The organism is Pseudoflavonifractor gallinarum, assembly GCF_014982855.1.
Taxonomy (GTDB): Bacteria; Bacillota; Clostridia; order Oscillospirales; family Oscillospiraceae; genus Pseudoflavonifractor_A; species Pseudoflavonifractor_A gallinarum.
Genome location: NZ_JADCKF010000012.1, coordinates 31,134 through 51,038 on the forward strand (window position 1 = coordinate 31,134; position 19,905 = coordinate 51,038).

16 protein-coding genes and 1 other annotated feature are annotated in these 19,905 nt (G+C 60.2%); of the genes, 13 read left to right on the forward strand and 3 right to left on the reverse strand.

Features of this window, described 5'->3' with window-relative positions; all coding sequences use genetic code 11:
* Positions 1–111: 111 nt before the first annotated feature.
* From INF37_RS12785 to INF37_RS12805, 5 genes are all read left to right on the forward strand, one after another.
* Entirely contained in the window at positions 112–423 is a 312-nt protein-coding gene (locus INF37_RS12785; protein WP_193538680.1) for an ArsR/SmtB family transcription factor, read from the forward strand.
* Between the two features lie 84 nt (positions 424–507).
* The gene (locus INF37_RS12790; RefSeq protein WP_193538682.1) at positions 508–1,521 is read left to right on the forward strand and encodes a permease; all 1,014 of its coding nucleotides are present in this window, start codon (positions 508–510) and stop codon (positions 1,519–1,521) included.
* A gap of 72 nt (positions 1,522–1,593) precedes the next feature.
* On the forward strand, positions 1,594–2,052 hold the full coding sequence (locus tag INF37_RS12795) for a C-GCAxxG-C-C family (seleno)protein (protein ID WP_101692149.1): 459 nt from the start codon (positions 1,594–1,596) through the stop codon (positions 2,050–2,052).
* 20 nt (positions 2,053–2,072) lie between these two features.
* Positions 2,073–2,513, forward strand: coding sequence for an arsenate reductase ArsC (locus INF37_RS12800; RefSeq protein WP_193538767.1), 441 nt, complete (start codon positions 2,073–2,075; stop codon positions 2,511–2,513).
* 119 nt (positions 2,514–2,632) lie between these two features.
* Positions 2,633–3,385, forward strand: a complete 753-nt coding sequence (locus INF37_RS12805) for a flavodoxin family protein (protein WP_193538684.1) — start codon at positions 2,633–2,635, stop codon at positions 3,383–3,385.
* A gap of 93 nt (positions 3,386–3,478) precedes the next feature.
* Here the strand turns inward: INF37_RS12805 and gltB are convergent, their stop codons facing one another.
* The 3 genes from gltB to glnA all read right to left on the reverse strand — a co-directional run bounded on the left by gltB (position 3,479) and on the right by glnA (position 9,996).
* Positions 3,479–8,002 carry a glutamate synthase large subunit gene (gltB, locus tag INF37_RS12810; protein ID WP_193538686.1) on the reverse strand — a complete coding sequence of 1,508 codons (4,524 nt, stop codon included), beginning with the start codon at positions 8,000–8,002 and terminating at the stop codon, positions 3,479–3,481.
* An 85-nt stretch (positions 8,003–8,087) separates the two neighbouring features.
* Complete coding sequence (locus tag INF37_RS12815) at positions 8,088–8,630, reverse strand: ANTAR domain-containing response regulator (protein ID WP_186964208.1); 543 nt, start codon at positions 8,628–8,630, stop codon at positions 8,088–8,090.
* Positions 8,631–8,664: 34 nt separating this feature from the next.
* Positions 8,665–9,996, reverse strand: coding sequence for a type I glutamate--ammonia ligase (gene glnA / locus INF37_RS12820; protein WP_193538688.1), 1,332 nt, complete (start codon positions 9,994–9,996; stop codon positions 8,665–8,667).
* Positions 9,997–10,322: 326 nt separating this feature from the next.
* Here glnA and purF point away from each other — a divergent pair, with 326 nt between their 5' ends.
* The 8 genes from purF (at position 10,323) to INF37_RS12860 (ending at position 19,902) form a co-directional block, all read left to right on the forward strand.
* Entirely contained in the window at positions 10,323–11,705 is a 1,383-nt protein-coding gene (gene purF, locus INF37_RS12825) for an amidophosphoribosyltransferase (protein WP_193538690.1), read from the forward strand.
* 159 nt (positions 11,706–11,864) lie between these two features.
* Positions 11,865–12,106, forward strand: a binding site (T-box leader).
* A 41-nt stretch (positions 12,107–12,147) separates the two neighbouring features.
* Positions 12,148–13,728, forward strand: coding sequence for an asparagine synthase B (gene asnB / locus INF37_RS12830; protein WP_193538692.1), 1,581 nt, complete (start codon positions 12,148–12,150; stop codon positions 13,726–13,728).
* Between the two features lie 33 nt (positions 13,729–13,761).
* Positions 13,762–15,393, forward strand: a complete 1,632-nt coding sequence (locus INF37_RS12835; RefSeq protein WP_193538694.1) for a CTP synthase — start codon at positions 13,762–13,764, stop codon at positions 15,391–15,393.
* Between the two features lie 371 nt (positions 15,394–15,764).
* Positions 15,765–16,520 (forward strand): GntR family transcriptional regulator, encoded by a 756-nt coding sequence (locus INF37_RS12840; protein WP_193538696.1) that lies wholly within the window; start codon positions 15,765–15,767, stop codon positions 16,518–16,520.
* Between the two features lie 30 nt (positions 16,521–16,550).
* Positions 16,551–17,393, forward strand: coding sequence for an ECF transporter S component family protein (locus INF37_RS12845; protein ID WP_101692141.1), 843 nt, complete (start codon positions 16,551–16,553; stop codon positions 17,391–17,393).
* On the forward strand, positions 17,390–18,184 hold the full coding sequence (locus INF37_RS12850; RefSeq protein ID WP_180956781.1) for an energy-coupling factor transporter transmembrane component T family protein: 795 nt from the start codon (positions 17,390–17,392) through the stop codon (positions 18,182–18,184). The genes INF37_RS12845 and INF37_RS12850 overlap by 4 nt, the downstream gene beginning before the upstream one ends.
* 12 nt (positions 18,185–18,196) lie before the next feature.
* Positions 18,197–19,066: an ATP-binding cassette domain-containing protein gene (locus tag INF37_RS12855; protein WP_101692139.1), complete on the forward strand. Its 870-nt coding sequence runs from the start codon at positions 18,197–18,199 to the stop codon at positions 19,064–19,066.
* Complete coding sequence (locus INF37_RS12860; protein ID WP_193538698.1) at positions 19,063–19,902, forward strand: energy-coupling factor ABC transporter ATP-binding protein; 840 nt, start codon at positions 19,063–19,065, stop codon at positions 19,900–19,902. The genes INF37_RS12855 and INF37_RS12860 overlap by 4 nt, the downstream gene beginning before the upstream one ends.
* Positions 19,903–19,905 lie beyond the last annotated feature (3 nt).

Below are 19,905 nucleotides of genomic sequence, written 5' to 3' on the forward strand. Positions count from 1 at the left end.
AATACCTCCGAATGCAATGAGGACAAGGTGAAGAAATAGATTGACTTTTTTCGATTTGAAAGGTATACTGAGAATTAATTCGAATAGAATCGATTGGAAAGGAGGGATACCATGCGTGACCACGGGGCGGATGCAAAGGTGTTCAAAGCCTTCTGCGATGTGAACCGCCTGCAGATCCTGGAATTGCTCCGCAGTGGGGAAAAATGCTCCTGCGTCCTGCTGGAAGACCTGAACATCAGCCAGTCCACGCTGTCCTATCACATGAAGATCCTGTGTGATTCGGGTATCGTGGAGGGCCGTGTGGAGGGCAAGTGGACCCACTACGGAATCAGTGAAGCGGGCAGCCGGTATGCAAAAGAGCTGCTGCAATGCCTCACGGAAGTAAATACCAGTGCAGAAATGAACTGTACCTGCCAAGGATAAGAGCCATCCCATACGCGATGGCTTTTCTTCAGAAAGTAAAATCGAAAATTTTAGAACTGTTTTCCGAGGAAAGGGGACAAAGAAATGGAAGTACTTCGCACGGTCTGGCTGTTTTTCCAGGACCAGATCCTGGGCATGCAATGGCTCAAAGCGCTGGTAGGCCACGGGCTTACCGCCGCCGGGCTTTCTACCGATTCCATGTTGGGAGGCGCCCTGCAATTTTTTATCTACGACACCATTAAGATTTTTGTGCTGCTCTCGGTGCTGATTTTTGGGATCTCCTATATCCAGAGCTATTTTCCCCCGGAGCGCACCAAGCGCATCTTGGGACGATTCCACGGGATCGGCGCCAATTCGGTGGCAGCCCTGCTGGGGACCGTGACTCCCTTCTGCTCCTGTTCGTCCATCCCCATTTTTATGGGCTTTACCAGCGCGGGCCTTCCGGTGGGGGTGACCTTCTCCTTCCTGATCTCCTCCCCCATGGTGGACCTGGGGTCCCTGGTGCTGCTGATGAGCATCTTTGGGGCCAGAGTGGCTGTGGTTTATGTGCTCCTGGGACTGGTCATTGCCGTCATCGGCGGAACCGTAATCGAAAAGCTGAAGATGGACCGCTACGTGGAGGACTTCATCAAAAACGCTCCCCACATTGAAGTGGAAGGCCGAAAACTGACCCGCCGCGACCGGGTGCTCTATGCGAAAGAGCAGCTTTTGGGTACGATTCGGAAGGTGGCCCCCTATATTCTGATCGGCGTGGGGATCGGTGCGCTGATCCACAATGTGGTGCCCCAGGCGTGGGTGGAGCGGGTTCTGGGCGGGGACAATCCCTTTGCCGTGATTTTGGCCACCCTGGTGGGCGTCCCCATGTATGCCGACATCTTCGGCACCATCCCCGTGGCAGAGAGTCTGCTCTTTAAGGGAGCCGGGCTGGGGACCATCCTCTCCTTCATGATGGCAGTCACCACCCTGAGCCTGCCCTCCATGATCATGCTGAAAAAGGCGGTCAAACCCAGACTGCTGGGCACCTTTATTGCCATCTGCATCCTTGGAATCGTGGTGGTAGGGTATTTCTTCAATGCGATCCAGTTCCTGTTGGTCTGATCCATTGCAAATCGTACACTGGTGTGGTTTAATAGGCACAGAAATCAGCCAGAAATACAGGAGGTTTGAGTTATGAGGTTGGAGGCAGATCTGGATCAGATCCGGGCGCGGGCGGAGGAGTACTACCGCAAGGGGGAATTCTACTGCTCCGAGGCGGTAGTAAAGACCGTGGTGGAGGAGCTGGAAATCGATGCACCGGCGGAGGCGGTCAAAATGGCCTCCGGTTTTCCCGTGGGCATGGGCGGTATGGGCTGTACCTGCGGCGCGCTGACGGGCGGTATCCTGACCATCGGTCTGGTCTACGGCAGAACCGAGGGAAAGGACCCCAGTGTGGACCGGGCCATGGCCCTGAGCGCGAAGCTCTATCAGATTTTCTGCCAGCGGCACAAGGTCAGCTGCTGTAAAGTGCTGACCAAGGGGATGGAGAAGGGCTCCAAGGAGCACATGGAGCAGTGCATCGCCTTCACGGGCGAGATGGCCTATGAGACGGCGAAGATCATTCTGGAGGAAGAGCGGGGCGCGAAGCAATGAGTGAAAGCTGGAATCCGGGCATGGAGTGCGGCGCGGATCGCACCCGGCCCCAGATCGTATGCCAGGGCAAGCCCAAGGTGGCCTTTGTCTGCGTCCATAACTCCTGCCGCAGCCAGATGGCGGAGGCCCTGGGCAAGAAATTGGCCAGCGATGTGTTTGAGAGCTACTCCGCCGGTACCGAATTGAAGGACCATATCAATCCGGACGCAGTGCGGATGATGAAGGCCCTCCACGGCATCGATATGGAGGAGACGCAGTACAACAAGCTGATTTTTGACATCCCTCAGCCGGATGTGGTGATTTTCATGGGCTGCAATGTGAGCTGCCCCAATCTCCCCTTCCAGTATGCCGAGAACTGGGGACTGGATGACCCCACCGGCAAGGGGGATGAGGTTTTGGCAGAGACCATTGCCAAGATCGAGGCGCGTGTCCTGGCCCTGAAGGAGACGCTGCGGATGTGAGCAAAGGCTGCCGCCCCTTGGCGGCAGCCTTTTGCGGTTTGTGGAAGAAACTGCGGAATATCCTTAGGTTGGGGCAGATGATGGCTGCCATAGGAAAACCGGGTTGGAGAGGAGTAGGAATGAAAAAGGCAGTGGCGTTGCTTGGCGCCCAGAGGAGACAGAATACCTTCCGTCTGCTGGGGGAAATCGGGGAGATCTTGGCAAAGCACGGGATCGCTCTGGAGGTGATCGAGCTCTACCGGTATGACATTCAATTCTGCGCGGGCTGTGACCGCTGCATTCTGAATGGGGAATGCGTGTGGAAGGATGGCGCGGAGGAGCTGATGGAACGCCTCGCGGAGGCAGATGGCGTGATCCTCGCCTCGCCGGTCTATCTCCAGCAGGTGTCGGGAAAATTGAAGACCTTTCTGGACCGGACCTGCCGGTGGTATCACCGCCCGGTCCTCACGGGCAAGCCAATGTTGGCGGTAGCCAGCACCAAGGGGTCGGGACTGAAAAAGACCCTGTCCTATCTGGAGAGCATTGCGGTACAGTGGGGAGCCATGCCGGCAGGAAAGGTGGGGCGGACTATCTTCAATCAGGACCGGAAGATCTCCGAGCGGGAGGTGGAGCGATTCGTATGCCTGATGGAGCAGCCGGAGCGCTACTCCCCCTCGCTGGGCCAGATGATCGACTTTGAGGTGCAGAAATCCATGGCCCTCTTCCTGGGAAAGCTGGATCGGGCCTACTGGGAGGAGAAGGGATGGGTGGACCGGCCCTATTATTTCCCCTGCAGAATCCACCGCCCCTATGCTCTCATCAGCCGGGGGATCGGCGGACTGATCCGGTCCAAAATGAAGGGCGGAGGGAAGGAGGACCCTACGCATCCTTAAAAGAGTAGAAGAGTAAGGGGAGTATCAGAGCAGAAGCCAGCGTCCTTTGGACGCTGGCTTCTACTTCGATAGGAGAGAATGGAAGAGAGGGAATCAGGTTGGTGTGCGGGATGTCTGGGAGGCATAGAAGGCCGCCATTTCGGCCTCCTCCCGGCTCATACCCTGGGCCTCATAGGCTGCAATGGCATGGAGCATGCGGTCATAATCCCGGGGGAGGATTTTCTTGAACCGGGGCAGGTACGCTTCAAACTCGGCCAGAATGGCTTTGGCTCTGGGGGAGCCGGTGGCCGCGGCGTGTGCCTGGATGAGAGCACGCAGCTCCGCGGCATCCTGTGGGTCGCTCACCGGGTCCATGGACACCAGTTCCTTGTTGATGCGCAGGTACAGGTCCCGGTGCTCATCCAGCACATAGGCGATGCCGCCGCTCATTCCGGCGGCAAAGTTTTTGCCGGTAGGACCCAGGATCACCACCCGGCCGCCGGTCATGTACTCGCAGCCGTGGTCTCCCGTCCCCTCGACCACAGCGGTTGCACCGGAGTTGCGCACGCAAAAGCGCTCCCCGGCCACGCCGTTGAGGAAGGCGGTACCACTGGTGGCGCCGTAGAGGGCCACATTGCCCACCAGGATATTTTCGGCCGGATCAAACCGACTGTCCCGGGGCGGGTAGACCACCAGCTTACCGCCGGAGAGCCCCTTGCCCAGATAGTCGTTGGCGTCGCCTTCCAGCTCCAGGGTCAGGCCCCGGGGCAGAAACGCGCCGAAAGACTGGCCACCCCCGCCGGTACAGTGGATGCGGAAGGTGTCCTCAGGCAGATCGTTCCCGTGGAGACGGGTGATCTCCGAGCCCAGCTGAGTACCCACGGCCCGGTCGGTGGAGGAGACGGAGATAGAGAGAGTGCGGGGGTGTCCGGCGGCCAGATCCTTCCCCAGAGCGGGCTCCAGAACCTTCCGGTCCACGGTGTTCTCCAGGTGAAAGTCGTAGACATCGCTTGGCTGAAAGTGCTGCCCATCCTGCGCGGTGCAGGGGTTCTGGAGGAGGCGGGACAGGTCCACCGTGGCAGAGCGGGGATTGGCGGCAGGGGAGCGGACAGCCAGCAGGTCGGTGCGCCCCACCAGCTCCTCCACGGTGCGTACGCCCAGCTGCGCCATGTATTCCCGCAGCTCCTGGGCGATGAAGCGCATGAAATTCACCACATACTCCGCCTTGCCCCGGAAGCGTTTGCGCAGCTCCGGATTCTGGGTGGCCACGCCCACAGGGCAGGTGTCCAGGTTGCACACCCGCTTCATCACGCAGCCCAGAGCCACCAGCGGGGCGGTGGCAAAGCCGAAGGTCTCGGCGCCCAGCATACAGGCGATGGCCACGTCCCGGCCGGACATGAGCTTGCCGTCCACCTCCAGCATGACCCGGGTACGCAGATCGTTCTGGATGAGGGTCTGGTGGGCCTCGGCAAGTCCCAGCTCCCAGGGCAGACCGGCGTTGTAGATGGAGGTGCGGGGCGCGGCTCCGGTTCCGCCGTCATAGCCGGAGATGAGGATGGCTTGGGCCCCTGCCTTGGCCGCTCCGGCGGCCACCGTCCCCACACCGGCCTCGCTGACCAGTTTGACGGAGATGGAGGCCCTGCGATTGGCGCATTTCAGATCATAGATGAGCTGGGCCAGATCCTCGATGGAGTAGATATCATGATGGGGCGGCGGCGAGATGAGGGGGACACCGGGGGTGGCGTGGCGGCACCGGGCGATCCAGGGATAGACCTTCCCGGCCGGAAGATGGCCGCCCTCCCCGGGCTTGGCCCCCTGGGCCAGCTTGATCTGGAGCTCCTCCGCGCTGACCAGATATTCGCTGGTGACCCCAAAGCGGCCGGAGGCCACCTGCTTGATGGCCGAGTTGCGGGCCGGGTCACGGAGGCGGTCGGGCTCCTCGCCGCCCTCGCCCGAGTTGGACCGCCCGCCCAGCTGGTTCATGGCCAGGGCCAAACACTCGTGAGCCTCCGGGGAGATGGAACCGTAGCTCATGGCCCCGGTCCGGAAGCGCCGGACGATGGCGTCCACGCTCTCCACCTCATCCAGCGGGATGGGCTGGGCGGCATAGCGGAATTCCAGCAGACCGCGCAGGGTGCGGGGCCTGGTCTCGTCATCTACCAGGGCGGTGTACTGCCGGAAGGTCTCATAGCTGCCCTGGTGGGTGGCCTCCCGCAAGAGACGGATGGTCTGGGGGTTGAAGAGGTGGTCCTGGCGGTCCTCCCGGGTGACCTGGGGGGAGGGCGGCGTACCGGGCGGAGTCTGGAAGGCCCGGGAGTGATTGCGCTCAGCCATGGCGCCGATCTCCTCCAGGCCGATCCCGCCCACCCGGGAGACCGTGTTGGTGAAGTGGCGGTCGATGACCTCCTGTCGGATGCCCACCGCCTCGAAGATCTGGGCGGACTGGTAGGACTGGAGGGTGGAGATCCCCATTTTGGCGGCGATCTTTACGATGCCATGGAGCACGGCGGCGTTGTAGTCGGCCACGGCGGTGTGGAAATCCTTGTCCAGCTGCCCGGACTCAATGAGGTCCACGATGGTCTCCTCCACCAGATAGGGATTCACGGCCCGGGCACCATAGCCCAGAAGGGTGGCGAAGTGGTGGACATCCCGGGGCTCGCCGGTCTCCAGCAGGATGGACACGGCTGTGCGCTTGCGGCTGCGGATGAGATGCTGCTCGATGGAGGACACGGCCAGCAGGGAGGGGATGGCCACATGGTTTTCATCCACGCCCCGGTCGGACAGGATGACCACATTGGCTCCTGCCCGCCAGGCCCGGTCCACCGAGAGGGCCAACTGGTCCAGGGCCTGGTCCAGCGGAGTGTTTTTATATTGGAGCATGGACACGGTCTCCACCCGGAAGCCGGGCTGGTCCATGGCCTTGATCTTCATCATGTCGGTGGAGGTGAGGATGGGATTGTGGATCTGGAGCACCCGGCAGTTCTCGGCGCACTCCTGGAGGAGATTGCCGTCGTCGCCCACATAGATGGTGGTGTCGGTGACCACTTCCTCCCGAATGGCGTCAATGGGGGGATTGGTCACCTGGGCAAAGAGCTGCTTGAAATAGTGGAAGAGCGGCTGATCCTTGGGGTCCAGCACGGCCAGCGGCACATCGGCGCCCATGGCGGCGGTGGGCTCCGCGCCGGTCTTCGCCATGGGAAGGATGGTGTCGGTGATCTCCTGCTCGGTATAGCCAAAGGCCGTGCGCAGGCGGAGCAGTTCCTCCCAGCTGTGCCGCTCCACCCGGCGGTTGGGGATGGGGAGATCCCGCAGGCGGAGCAGATTCCGGTCCAGCCACTCGCCGTAGGGCTGACGGGCGGCATAGGCCTCCTTTACCTCCTGGTCGGAGCGGATGCGTCCCTGCACGGTGTCCACCAGCAGCATCCGCCCGGGCTGGAGCCTGCCCTTGCGGACGATCTCCCCGCTGGGCAGATCCAGCACCCCCACCTCGGAGGAGAGGATGAGCCGGTGGTCGGCAGTGATGTAGTAGCGGGCGGGACGCAGACCGTTCCGGTCCAGCACCGCGCCCACCAGGTCGCCATCCGAGAAGAGAATGGCGGCCGGGCCGTCCCAGGGCTCCATCAGGGTGGAATAGTAGTGGTACAGATCCCGTCTGGCCCGGGAGATGTTCCGGTCCTCCCGCCAGGGCTCCGGGATACAGGCCATGACGGCCAGCGGCAGATCCATGCCCGCCATCATCAGAAATTCCAGCGTGTTGTCCAGCATGGCGGAGTCGGAGCCGGAGGGATCGACCACCGGCAGGACCTTGTCCATGTCTCCGGCCAGCAGGGGGGTGGACATGGTCTCCTCCCGGGCCATCATCCGGTCGGCGTTGCCCCGAATCGTGTTGATCTCGCCGTTGTGGGCCATGAGGCGGTTGGGGTGGGCCCGCTCCCAGGAGGGATTCGTGTTGGTGGAGAAGCGGGAGTGGACCAGGGCGATGGCCGACTCATAGTCGGCGCTCTGGAGATCGGGATAGAACCGGCGGAGCTGGTCCACCAGGAACATCCCCTTGTAGACGATGGTGCGGCTGGAGAGGGAGACCACGTAGGTCTCCCGGTTGGAGTGCTCAAAGACCCGCCGGAGGAGGTAGAGCTTCCGGTCAAAGGGGAGGCCTGTGGGGAGGGACTCGGGCTTGGTCACAAAGGCCTGTTCGATGCAGGGCATCTTGTCCCGCGCCTTGCGGCCCAGAATATCCGGGCAGACCGGTACCTTCCGCCAGCCCAGGAAGGGGAGCCCCTCCCGCCGGGTAAGGACCTCAAACATCTCTTTGGCGCGGCGGCGGACCGCCTCGTCCTGGGGAAAGAAAAACATTCCCACACCATACTCGCGCGGGCCGGGGAGAGAGATGCCGGCATCCCGGGCGGCAGCGGCAAAAAACCGGTGGGAGATCTGAAGCAGGATGCCCACTCCGTCGCCGGTCTCTCCTGTGGCATCCTTTCCGGCCCGGTGTTCCAGCTTTTCCACGATCTTCAGGGCGTCGTCCACCGTTCTGCGGCTGGGTTGGCCGTTGATCTCCACCACCGCGCCGATCCCGCAGGCGTCATGCTCGAAGGAGGGGGTGTACAGGCCTCGGGGCGGGCAGCCGGTTCTCTCCATATATAGCGCTCCTTTCACGTAAGGGATAGAAAAAGGCGGCAGCCGCGTTCCCGGACTGCCGCCACGAGACCGCCTTGTCTCTGTCTTATTCCAGATCTTCACTGTCCAGGACCAGCTGGGCGGTCTGGCTCATCCGCACGCCGTGGTCCATACTGTTTTTTTGCAGGAACCGGTGGGCCTGCTCCTCGGTCATGCCGTTGCGGTCCATGAGCAGGTGCTTGGCCCGGTCCACCAGCTGCTGTTCCTCGGTGGGACGCCGGGGGGCGAGGATCCGTTCCAGACGGTGCCCCATCCGCAGAAGCATCTCCACCGTGGTGAGGAGGTCCCGCCGGGTGACGGGGGTGGGGAGACGAAAGAGCTCCACATTTTCCAGCAGTTCCAATAGATTCTGTGGGGCCAGGACCAGAACGGAGCAGAACGGGGGCAGATCTTCGGCCAGCAGCTGGGCGGACTGGTCCCGCAGCTTGTATCCGCACACCACCGTGGTGATGCGGCGCTTGCACACCATCCGGCGCACCTGGTCGGCAGAGGTACAGAGGAGACAGGCGGCGGTGCCGGAGCTCTCCAGAAGCTCTTTGATCCGCCGGGCGGTCTTTTCCTGCTCAAAAGCCAGAATGATCTGCTCCATAGATTCCTCTCCCTCCGGGGGCCGGGCGTGCCGGTCAGTAGTTGATCATGTATTTGTCGCACTCCCAGGAGCTGACGCGGGTGCGGTATTCATCCCACTCCTTGACTTTTCCGGCAATGTAGTTTTCCGACACGTGCTCGCCCAGGGTCTCCAGAATCAGGGGGTCGGCCTGCATGGCGCGGATGGCCTCCTCCAGCGAGCCGGGCAGACTCTCGATGCCGTGGGCCTCCCGGGTAGCCTGGTCCATGACGAAGATGTTCTCAGTCACCTCGGCGGGGGGCGTCATGCCCTGCTCGATGCCGTCCAGTCCGGCGGCCAGGCAGACCGCCAGCTCCAGATAGGGGTTGCAGGCGGGGTCAGGAGAGCGCAGCTCTACCCGGGTGGACTGGCCGCGGGCGGCGGGAATGCGGATGAGGGCGGAACGGTTGGAGGCCGACCAGGCCAGGTAGCAGGGGGCCTCGTAGCCGGGCACCAGCCGCTTGTAGGAGTTGACCAGGGGGTTGGTCACGGCCGCCATGCCCTTGACATGGTGGAGCAGACCGGCGATGAAGCTGTACGCCTCCTTGGAGAGGCCCTTCTCCCCGTCGGGGTCGTAGAAGACGTTCTTCCCGTTGCGGAAGAGGGACATGTTGGTGTGCATGCCGGAGCCGTTGATCCCGAAGATGGGCTTGGGCATGAAGGTGGCGTGGAGCCCGTTGCGCTGGGCCAGGGTCTTGACCGCCAGCTTGAAGGTCATGATGTTGTCGGCCGCCCGCAGGGCATCGGCGTATTTGAAGTCGATCTCGTGCTGTCCCTGGGCCACCTCGTGGTGGCTGGCCTCGATCTCAAAGCCCATCTGCTCCAGCGCCATGCAGATCTCCCGGCGGGTGCCCTCACCGTGGTCCAGAGGGCCCAGATCGAAGTAACCCGCCTCATCGTTGGTCTTGGTGGTGGGCTTGCCCTCGTCGTCGGTCTGGAAGAGGAAAAACTCGGCCTCGGGGCCTACGTTGAAGGCGTCGTATCCCATGTCGGAGGCCCGCTTCAGGATCCGCTTGAGCACACCGCGGGGATCCCCTGCAAAGGGGGTGCCGTCCGGGTTGTAGACGTCGCAGATGAGACGGGCCACCTTGCCGTGGCTGGGACGCCAGGGGAAAATGACAAAGGAGTCCAGATCGGGGTAGAGGTACTGGTCCGACTCATCGATGCGGACAAAACCTTCGATGGAGGAGCCGTCGAACATGATCTGATTGTTGACCGCTTTTTCAATCTGAGATGCGGTGATGGCGACATTTTTCAGTTGACCAAAAATGTCGGTGAACTGGAGGCGGATAAACTCCACATCTTCGTCCTTTACCATGCGGATGATATCTTCTTTGCTGTACGACATGCAAGACTCCCCTTTCGGACTTTCATAAAACAAAAACAAAGGCGAACCGACCTTTCGGTCAGAACGCCTTTGCTCTGAACTATGGGCGAAAGTATAGTCCTGTTTTTTGAAGATGTCAATAGTTTTTTTAATATTTTTTGAAAATGATTTTTTGAGAGAAATTCCTGCAAAATAAAACTAATAAGTTTATAACATTCATATTTTAGGCTGGAGCGTGCAGCTGTGGTCTTGACAGGAGAAGGGGAAAGTATATATAATCATGTCGGACAGCAAGGGCGCTGCGGAATTTAACCGCAGCGCCCTTGTCTCTTTTTGGAGATGGAACGATGGAGGAGGAATCAGAATTGTCCATCCATGAAGAATGCGGGATCTTTGGCATCTGGGACCCGGCCGGAGACTGTGCCCGCACCGTTTACTATGGCCTCTACGCACTTCAGCACCGGGGGCAGGAGGCCTGCGGGATCGCCGCGATCAATGACCGGGAGCTCTCCTTCCACAAGGATGTGGGACTTGTGGGCGAGGTGTTCGATGCCGGGCGTCTGGATCAGCTCAACGGGACCATGGCAGTGGGCCATGTGCGCTATGCCACCACCGGCGGCAACCGGCGGGAAAATGCACAGCCCCTCACGCTGAAGTATGTGAAGGGGACGCTGGCGGTGGCGCACAACGGAAACCTGGTAAACACCCAGGAGCTGCGCACTGCCTTTGAGTACCGGGGGGCTATCTTTCAGACCACCACCGACTCTGAGCTGATCGCCTATGCCATTGCCCAGGAGCGTCTGCGCTGCAGCTGTGTGGAGGATGCGGTCTGCCAGGCGGTAAAGGGCCTGCGTGGGGCCTACTCCCTGCTGGTCATGTCCCCTCAAAAGCTGATCGCCGTCCGGGACCCCTGGGGATTCCGGCCTCTGTGCATGGGACGGCGGGGGGAGGCCATCCTGTTTGCCTCGGAGAGCTGTGCGCTGAGTGCGGTGGGGGCGGAACTGGTGCGGGAGGTGGAACCCGGGGAAATCGTGGTGGTGGAGAACGGAGAGATCACCTCCATCCGGGAAAACTGCGTAAACGCCTCCAGCCATATGTGCATCTTTGAGTACATCTACTTTGCCCGGCCGGACTCCATCCTCTGCGGCCAATCGGTCCACATGGCCAGGCGGCAGGCGGGGCGCCTGCTGGCCCGGTCCAGCCCGGCGGAGGCGGATGTGGTCATCGGCGTTCCGGACTCCGGGCTGGATGCCGCCATGGGCTATGCGGAGGAGTCCGGCATTCCCTATGGGATCGGGCTGGTTAAAAACCGCTATGTGGGGCGCACCTTCATCACGCCCGGACAGCAGAGCCGGGAGCAGGCCGTGCGCATCAAGCTGGGCGCCCTGAGAAGCTGCGTGGAGGGCAAACGGGTGGTCATGATCGACGACTCCATCGTCCGTGGAACGACCTCCCGCCAGATCGTCTCCCTGCTGCGGGAGGCCGGAGCGGCACAGGTGCATATGCGGGTTTCCTCCCCGCCCTTCCTGGCGCCCTGCCATTTCGGGACGGATATTCCGGACCGAGAGGAGCTGATCGCCTGCCGCTATTCCATGGAGGAGATCCAGACCCTCATCGGGGCAGACAGTCTGGCCTTCCTCCGCCGGGAGGATCTGCATCAGATGGTTCCGGACGCCACCTGCGGCTTCTGTGAGGGGTGCTTTACCGGCACCTATCCCATTCGTTTTTAAAGGCACAAAATCTGTTGGGGTGTTCCGTGTAAAAAATGGGACACTTTGCTGAAAATGGGACTCCCCCTTGACAGAGCGTCGTCATCCGGCTATAATGCCTAACAACAGCAAGGGCGCTGTGGCATGGGCCACGGCGCCCTTGTCTATTTTTATCAGAAACCAGAGGCAATGAGGGAGAAAAGTAGCGCAGAGGGTCGGTCACAGTGAACGGGTGAGAGTGGAAAACCCGCACCAGAGGCTGCGTGAAGAACACTCCGGAGCAGAAACCTGAACGCCGGTACGGCCAGTAGGGGGACCGGGCGCGACCGTTATATCGCACCGGCTTGTCCAGAGCTGGAAAAGGGGCCGTCGGAAGGCGGCAAAGTTAGGTGGCACCGCGGAGCGCAGCATTCGTCCTAAGAAAAGGAGAAGGCTGCGCAAAGAGATCCGGAGGTGCTTTTTTATGTGTTCGATCATCGGTTTTACCCAAAAGACCAGGACGGCGGAGGAGGTGCGGTACTATCTGGACCGGACCCGTTCCCGGGGGCCGGACATGGCCCGTGTGACAGAGACGCCGTCGGGCTGGCTGGGCTTCCGGCGCCTTTCCATCATGGGACTGGACGAGCGGGGGATGCAGCCCTTCTCCCTGGGTGCGGATATGGTGGTGTGCAACGGGGAACTCTACGGCTGGAGAAAATGGCGGGAGGCCCTGAAGAGGAAGTATTCCTTCCGCAGTGAGAGCGACTGTGAGATCCTGCTCCCCCTCTACCGGGAGTATGGGGTGGAGATGTTCTCCAAGCTGGACGCGGAATTTGCCCTCATCCTCTACGATGGACAGGAGGACACCTACATTGCCGCCCGGGACCCCATCGGCATCCGGCCGCTGTTCTACGGCTATGACCGGGACGGAGGCATCGTCTTTGCCAGTGAGGCAAAAAACCTGGTGGGGCTGTGCGGAGAGATTTTTCCCTTCCCGCCGGGGCATTACTATTACCGTGGACAGTTTATCCGGTATGCGGACATTGCGCAGACGCCGTGCGACTGCACCGACGATCTGGAGACGGTCTGCCGCAAGATCCATGACAAGCTGATCGCGGCGGTGGAAAAGCGGCTGGATGCGGACGCGCCCCTGGGATTTCTCCTCTCCGGCGGCCTGGATTCCAGCCTGGTGTGCGCCATTGCCGCCAAGCTCCTGGGCAGGCCCATCCGTACCTTTGCCATCGGCATGGACACGGACGCCATCGACCTCAAGTATGCCCGGACCGTAGCCGACTTTATCGGCGCGGAGCACACCGAGATCATCATGACCCGGGAAGATGTGCTCCGGGCACTCCCTGAGGTGGTAGCCGCACTGGGAACCTGGGACATCACCACCATCCGGGCCAGCATCGGCATGTACCTGTGCTGCCGGGCCATCCGGGAGCGGACCAATGTCCGGGTGCTCCTTACCGGAGAGATCTCCGATGAGCTCTTTGGGTATAAGTACACCGACTTTGCCCCCACACCGGAGGCCTTCCAGCAGGAGTCCCGCAAGCGGATCGAGGAGCTCCATCTGTACGATGTGCTCCGGGCCGACCGCTGTATCAGTGTCCACTCCATGGAGGCGCGGGTGCCCTTTGGTGACCTGGATTTTGCCCGGTACGTCATGTCGGTGGACCCGACCCTCAAGATGAACACCTATGGCAAGGGAAAGTATCTGCTGCGCCGGGCTTTTGCGGAGGACGGCCTGCTGCCCGAACAGATCCTCTGGCGGGAGAAGGCGGCCTTTTCCGACGCGGTGGGCCACTCCATGGTGGATGATCTGAAGGAATACGCCGCCGGACAGTACACGGACGGGGCCTTTTTGAGCGGGTGCGCCAGGTATCCTTTCCGGCCTCCCTTTACCAAGGAGAGCCTGCTCTACCGGGATCTCTTCGAGAAGTACTACCCGGGTCAGGCCGAAATGATCCGCGATTTCTGGATGCCCAACCGGGAATGGGAGGGCTGCGATGTGGATGACCCATCCGCCCGGGTGCTGGGAAACTACGGCGCCAGCGGTTTTTGAGTATAAAATCCATGAAAAAAGAGGGAACAGCACATGACAAAGTATATTTTTGTGACCGGAGGCGTGGTATCCGGCTTGGGAAAAGGGATCGCGGCGGCCTCCCTGGGACGCCTGCTGAAGGCCCGGGGACTCAAGGTGGCCCTTCAGAAATTTGATCCCTATCTCAATGTGGACCCGGGTACCATGAGTCCCTATCAGCACGGCGAGGTGTTTGTCACGGAGGACGGCGCCGAGACCGATTTGGATCTGGGACACTATGAGCGCTTCACCGACGAGGATTTGACGGTGGACTCCTCGGTCACCTCGGGCAAGATATACTGGTCGGTGCTCAACCGGGAGCGGGAGGGGGCTTTTCTGGGCGGTACCGTCCAGGTCATCCCCCACATCACCAACGAGATCAAGGAGCGGGTCTACCGGGTGGGACGGCGTCCGGGCATCGATGTGGTCATCACGGAGATCGGCGGCACGGTGGGCGATATCGAGTCCCAGCCCTTCCTGGAGGCCATCCGCCAGGTGGCGGTGGAGGTGGGACGGCAGAATGTGCTCTATATCCACGTCTCTCTCATTGTCTCCATCCCGGGGACCGGGGAGCTCAAGAGTAAGCCCACCCAGCACTCGGTCAAGGAGCTGCTGGGCCTGGGGATCCAGCCGGATGTGATTCTCTGTCGCTCCGACGCGGAGATCCCCCAGGACATCCGGGATAAAATTTCCCTCTTCTGCAATATCCCGCCGGAACAGGTGATTGCCAATCAGACGGCGCCCATTCTGTATGAAGTCCCGCTCATGCTGGAGCGGGAGGGGTTGGCCAGAGTGGTCTGCCAAAGATTGAAGCTGGGCGGAGCGGATGCGGATCTGAACCAGTGGCGCACCATGGTGGAACGGGCGAAACACCCGCACGGATGGGTGGAGATCGCGCTGGTGGGAAAGTATGTGGCGCTGCACGACGCCTATCTCTCCGTCGCGGAGGCCCTGGCCCACGGTGGGATCGAGAACAGTGTTCAGGTGGCCATCCGCTGGGTGGACTCGGAGCAGCTGAACGATGACAATGCCGCGCAAATGCTGGGCGGATGCGCCGGAGTCATTGTCCCGGGCGGCTTTGGTTCCCGCGGGGTGGACGGGATGCTTTCGGCCATCCGCTGGGCCAGAGAGAACCGTGTCCCATACTTTGGGATCTGTCTGGGCATGCAGATGGCGGTGATCGAGTTTGCCCGCCACGCAGCCGGTCTGGCGGACGCCCATTCCACGGAGCTGGCTTCCACTGCCCACCCGGTCATCGATCTGATGCCCGAGCAGCGGGAGGTGGTCAGCAAGGGTGGGACCATGCGTCTGGGGGCCTATCCCTGCCATATCACCAGCCGGGACACCAGGGCCTTTCACGCCTACGGCACAGAGGAGATCTGGGAGCGGCACCGCCATCGCTACGAGTTCAACAACGATTTCCGGACACTGCTTGTGGAAAAGGGGCTCTGCCTCTCCGGACTCTCCCCGGACGGCAGTCTGGTGGAGATGGTGGAGCTGCCCGGGCATCCCTGGTTTGTGGGCGTCCAATTCCATCCGGAATTCAAGTCCCGTCCCAACAAAGCCCACCCACTGTTCCGAGACTTTGTGGCCGCAGCGGTTGAGTATGCGGCCAAGCGTGGGGCAAAAGAGGCCGAGACGAGATGACCTGTGGCGGGGCGGACGGAGTGCCCACAGCGCAATCATGGCTTTATTAGAAGGAGCGTCTGTTCTCTGTGCGATGTCACAGAGGGCAGACGCTCTGTTTCTTTGGGGATATTTGTGTGAGGTGCAGAAAAGCGGATGTGCCGCCCTGGAACAGAATCGACAAAAAAGTGAAAAGGGCACTTGACATTCTTGGTGGATATGTATATCATACTAATATAAAAGAGTAATACTTATTTTGAAATATAATATTATATCAAACTGGTTCCAGGAAAGGAGGCGCGCAGCGGCATAAAGTGATATGCTATGATAGGCTGTGAAGCAAATTGGCGCGTTTCATGCTATGCCGTGGAATCAGAAAGGAATGGATCAGAATGGGGACGAAATTTTCGGCGCGGGAGACAATGGATCTCTACGCACAAACAAAGGTAGCACTGCTTCGGATGCTGGTTTCCTGTAGCCGGCAGGGGGTAGAGCGTCTTCCGTCGGAAGAAGATCTGGGAAAACAGCTCGGCGTGAGCCGTATGGTCATCCGGGATGTCATGGGAGAACTGGAGTCCCGGGGATACGTAACGCGCAAGCGCGGTGTGGGGACCCGGATCAATACCCACATTTTTATGGCACAGCCGCGGGTGGATGAGCAGCTGGACTATCTGGAGCTGATCCGTGCCACAGGCCGGGAGCCGGAATGTAAGTATCTATCAGACGCATGGATTTTGACGCCGGAGGAACCTGTTTTGGATGAGACCTTCCGGACGGAGCCGGGGGAGCGTCTTCTGCGTCTGGAACGCTGTTTCTATGGAGGTGGGATACCGCTGATTTATAGCCGCGTGTACATCAAAGAGAGTATTTTCCGATTGGATTACAGCAAGTGGAACGGTTATCAGGACCTGTCGATCTTTGAGTTTCTGGAGACCTTCTGTGTCAAGCAGGTCCATATTACACTGGCAGAATTGAACATTGTGCCGGCGGACACATCCCTTGCGCAGCAGCTGGAGGTATCCCAGGGGACACCCCTGCTTCTGATGCGGGATACCGGATATACCGTGGAGGGAGAGGCCATTGTCCGGGCCAACGCCTATCTGCGCTCTGACATTCTGCCGGTCAAATTGGTACGGCACCGAATCTGACGACCGCTCTCATGCGTTGAAGGAGGAAGAATGACCATGCGCCAAAACCTGACCCGTAAACGCAAGACCCATTTTGCCACGATCACCGTGTGGGCCGCCCTGATGGCGGCGGCAAGTATGCTGCCCTCGTTCCCCATTTTGGGCGGCGGCGGAAACTTCAGCATCAGCTATACACTGGCCCCCCTGGCGGGAGTGATGTTCGGACCGATCCCGGGCGGACTGGCCGCGTTGATCGGAGATTTCATCGGTACGCTGATCGCGCCCCATACCGCCAACGTGGGCATCTTTACCTGCCTGACGGGCGCATCCAATGCCTTTGCCGCCGGCTATCTGAGCCGTGGAAACTGGAAGCCGGCCTTTGGCCTGATCGTACTGAGCATCGGCAGCTGGCTGCTCTACCCGGCCGCACGGGAAGCGTGGATCTACAGCGTGACGGTCTGGTGTGTCGGTCTGGTCATGGCGCTGGTGGGAGGGACCCTTGGCGTATACCTCTTTGAAAAGAAGCGCTTTCTCTGGAAGGCGATCGGCCTCTTTTTGATCCTCTATCCGTGCTATATTGTGGCCCAGGGAATTAACTGCATCTTCGTGATGATGCTGATGGATCTCCCGGCGGATCTTCTGAAGGTGCTGGCCTTCAGCGTGCCGGCAGAGCGGCTTGTCTTTTCCTTTGCGGCGGTGATCATTGGGATCCCCCTCCTGATGGGCCTTCCCAAGATCGGGGTCTTTGTGGGGCCCGCCTATGACAATCTGGAGGAGGAGACAGAGCTGGACCGGCAGATGCGGCTGGAGTATGAGGAGAACCGGAGAAAACGGGACGCGATGCAGAAGGAATGTGCAGAGAAGGTCTTTTGTCAGGAGGAGGTTCGGTCATGATCAAATACCATGCTGGAGAGTCCTTTCTCCATAAGTTGGATCCGCGTGTCAAAATCATTATGCTCCTGATCCTGACGATTCTGGTGTTTGTCACCCGCAATTTCCCCGTTCTGGGGCTGGTCTTTCTTCTGATTATGATCTGCTGGAAGGTGTCCGGCATATCGATCCGTGAGTTGGGCGGATACCTGAAGCTCTTGGTGGGCCTGGTGCTCTTTGTGGTATTGATCCAGACGCTTTTCCAGGGCGGAGAAACCATTCTGATCAGCCCCATTATTCCGGACTTTGTCCCGCTGATCGGAGGAATGGGGAGCATTGCGGTGGAAGGCGTGCTCTTTGGCCTGCTCCTGGGATTCCGCCTGATGGTCATTATGTGCCTGATGCCGCTGATCATCATGACCACCCGAGTGCGGGATCTGGCACTTGGATTTGTCAAGCTGGGGCTGCCCTACCGGTATGCGTTTATGATCACCACGGCCCTCAATCAGGTGCCGGTGCTCCAGGAACAGATCGCCACCATTACGGATGCGCAGAAGCTCCGGGCATTTACCGCCTTTGAAGATGGCGGAACCCTCCAGAAACTGAAGTCGTATCCTGCCCTGGTGGTGCCGCTGGTGATGGGCAGTATGAAGAAATCCACACTGATCGGAACCGCGATGGATGTCCGTTCCTTTGGGAGCCGTCCCAAGCGGACCTATCTGCACGATATCGCGATGCACGGGGCGGATTGGGCCTTCCTCTGTTTTATCCTGGCCTTCTGCGCCGGTATGTTCACACTGAATGTCATGCTGTAAGGGGGGAGTATCATGGATGAGATCATTCTGGATGTGTTTGACGCCTCGTTCCGCTATCCCAATGCGCCGGCGTATAGCCTGAAGCACATCAACTTTCAGGTCCGGAAGGGCGAGTTTCTGGTCATCATGGGCGAGAATGGTGCAGGAAAAACCACCCTGTGCAAGATGCTCTCCGGCATCATCCCCCACAGCCAGGAGGGAGTATACTTCGGCGATGTGACCATCTGCGGCCTGAACAGCAAGGAGCATACCCTCCCCGAGCTCTGCCAGCATATCGGCATTGTGCTGGATGACCCCGAATCGCAGATTTTTACCACAGAGGTGCTGGATGAGGTGGCCTTTGGTGCGGAAAATCTGGAGATCCCCACCGATGAGATCCAGCGCAACGCGGATTGGGCGCTCCAGGTGGTGCGGATGGCGGGATATGAGGAAAAAGACCCCACCCGCCTGTCGGGAGGACAGAAGCAGCGCGTGGCGATCGCCTCTGCACTGACCATGCAGCCGGAGATTTTGATTCTGGACGAGCCGACCTCCCAGCTGGACCCCATCGGCACCATCGAGGTGTTTCAGGTGGTCCGGGAACTGAAGGAAAAATACAATATGACTATCATCATGGTCACCCATAAGAGCGAAGAGATCGCCCAGTTTGCAGACCGTGTTCTGGTACTGCATGAGGGAGAGGTGCTGGCCATGGACACGCCCCAGCGTATTTTCCGGAATAAGGAGATTGTGGACAAGGCATGGCTGGCCGTTCCGCAGGTCTCCATGGTAGCGGTGGAGCTGGAACAGAGCGGGATCCCGCTGGACGCCTTTCCGGTCCGGCTGGAAGAGGGCGTAGAGGTCTTTTCCGCCCTGCTGCAAGAAACGGAGGCGAGGATATGAGGGAACCTGTCATTCAAGTGGACCACCTGACCTATACCTACCCCAATGGCTTTGAGGCGCTGCACGATGTCAGCTTTACCATCGAGAAGAATGACTTTGTGGCGATCATTGGGCAGAACGGCGCGGGAAAATCCACCCTCCTGAAAAATCTGGTGGGGCTGCATAAGCCGACCCAGGGAAATATTATCGTGGATGGCGTCAACACCCGGGAGATCAGCGTGGCCCGCCTGTCCACCAAGGTGGGATTTGTGCTCCAGAACCCGGACCGGCAGCTCTTCGCCGACTCGGTGGAGGAGGAGATCCGGTTTGGCCCTCAAAATTTAAAGCTGGACAAGGCGGAGATCGACGCCCGGGTAGAACATGCCATGGAGCAGACCGGCTTGATCAGACTGCGTCGGGAATTCCCCATGGCGCTCTCGGCCGGTGACCGGGCAAAGGTGGTCATCGCCTCGGTGATCGCCATGCAGCCGGAGATCATCATTCTGGATGAGCCCACCACCGGCCAGGACCGGCGGGGATGCGCCCAGATCATGGACATTGCCAAAGAGTTTCAGCGCCGCGGACATACGGTGATCGTTGTGACACATGCCATGTCCCTTGTGGCGGAGTACGCCGACCGGGTCATCGTCATGTGCAAGGGACGGCGGATTCTGGACGGACCCACCGCGGAGGTATTTGCCCAGGAGGAGAAGCTGAAAGAGTCCTTCGTGCTGCCGCCTCAGGTAACGCGTCTGGCGCGGGCCATGTCCGCCGTCCTTCCGGTAGACCATACGATCCTGTCGACACAGGAGCTCTCCGGATGTATTGCGGCCAGAGTACAGGCAAATCAAATGTGAGGG

Bases quoted from the DNA above. Each gene is read 5' to 3' on its own strand.
- INF37_RS12835 (WP_193538694.1), top strand. From the start codon at position 13,762: ATGACAAAGTATATTTTTGTGACCGGAGGCGTGGTATCCGGCTTGGGA.
- INF37_RS12850 (WP_180956781.1), top strand. From the start codon at position 17,390: ATGATCAAATACCATGCTGGAGAGTCCTTTCTCCATAAGTTGGATCCG.
- INF37_RS12815 (WP_186964208.1), bottom strand. From the start codon at position 8,630: ATGGAGCAGATCATTCTGGCTTTTGAGCAGGAAAAGACCGCCCGGCGG.
- gltB (WP_193538686.1), bottom strand. From the start codon at position 8,002: ATGGAGAGAACCGGCTGCCCGCCCCGAGGCCTGTACACCCCCTCCTTC.
- INF37_RS12855 (WP_101692139.1), top strand. From the start codon at position 18,197: ATGGATGAGATCATTCTGGATGTGTTTGACGCCTCGTTCCGCTATCCC.
- INF37_RS12800 (WP_193538767.1), top strand. From the start codon at position 2,073: ATGGAGTGCGGCGCGGATCGCACCCGGCCCCAGATCGTATGCCAGGGC.
- purF (WP_193538690.1), top strand. From the start codon at position 10,323: ATGGAGGAGGAATCAGAATTGTCCATCCATGAAGAATGCGGGATCTTT.
- asnB (WP_193538692.1), top strand. From the start codon at position 12,148: ATGTGTTCGATCATCGGTTTTACCCAAAAGACCAGGACGGCGGAGGAG.
- INF37_RS12795 (WP_101692149.1), top strand. From the start codon at position 1,594: ATGAGGTTGGAGGCAGATCTGGATCAGATCCGGGCGCGGGCGGAGGAG.
- INF37_RS12790 (WP_193538682.1), top strand. From the start codon at position 508: ATGGAAGTACTTCGCACGGTCTGGCTGTTTTTCCAGGACCAGATCCTG.
- INF37_RS12785 (WP_193538680.1), top strand. From the start codon at position 112: ATGCGTGACCACGGGGCGGATGCAAAGGTGTTCAAAGCCTTCTGCGAT.
- INF37_RS12845 (WP_101692141.1), top strand. From the start codon at position 16,551: ATGACCATGCGCCAAAACCTGACCCGTAAACGCAAGACCCATTTTGCC.
- INF37_RS12805 (WP_193538684.1), top strand. From the start codon at position 2,633: ATGAAAAAGGCAGTGGCGTTGCTTGGCGCCCAGAGGAGACAGAATACC.
- INF37_RS12840 (WP_193538696.1), top strand. From the start codon at position 15,765: ATGGGGACGAAATTTTCGGCGCGGGAGACAATGGATCTCTACGCACAA.
- glnA (WP_193538688.1), bottom strand. From the start codon at position 9,996: ATGTCGTACAGCAAAGAAGATATCATCCGCATGGTAAAGGACGAAGAT.
- INF37_RS12860 (WP_193538698.1), top strand. From the start codon at position 19,063: ATGAGGGAACCTGTCATTCAAGTGGACCACCTGACCTATACCTACCCC.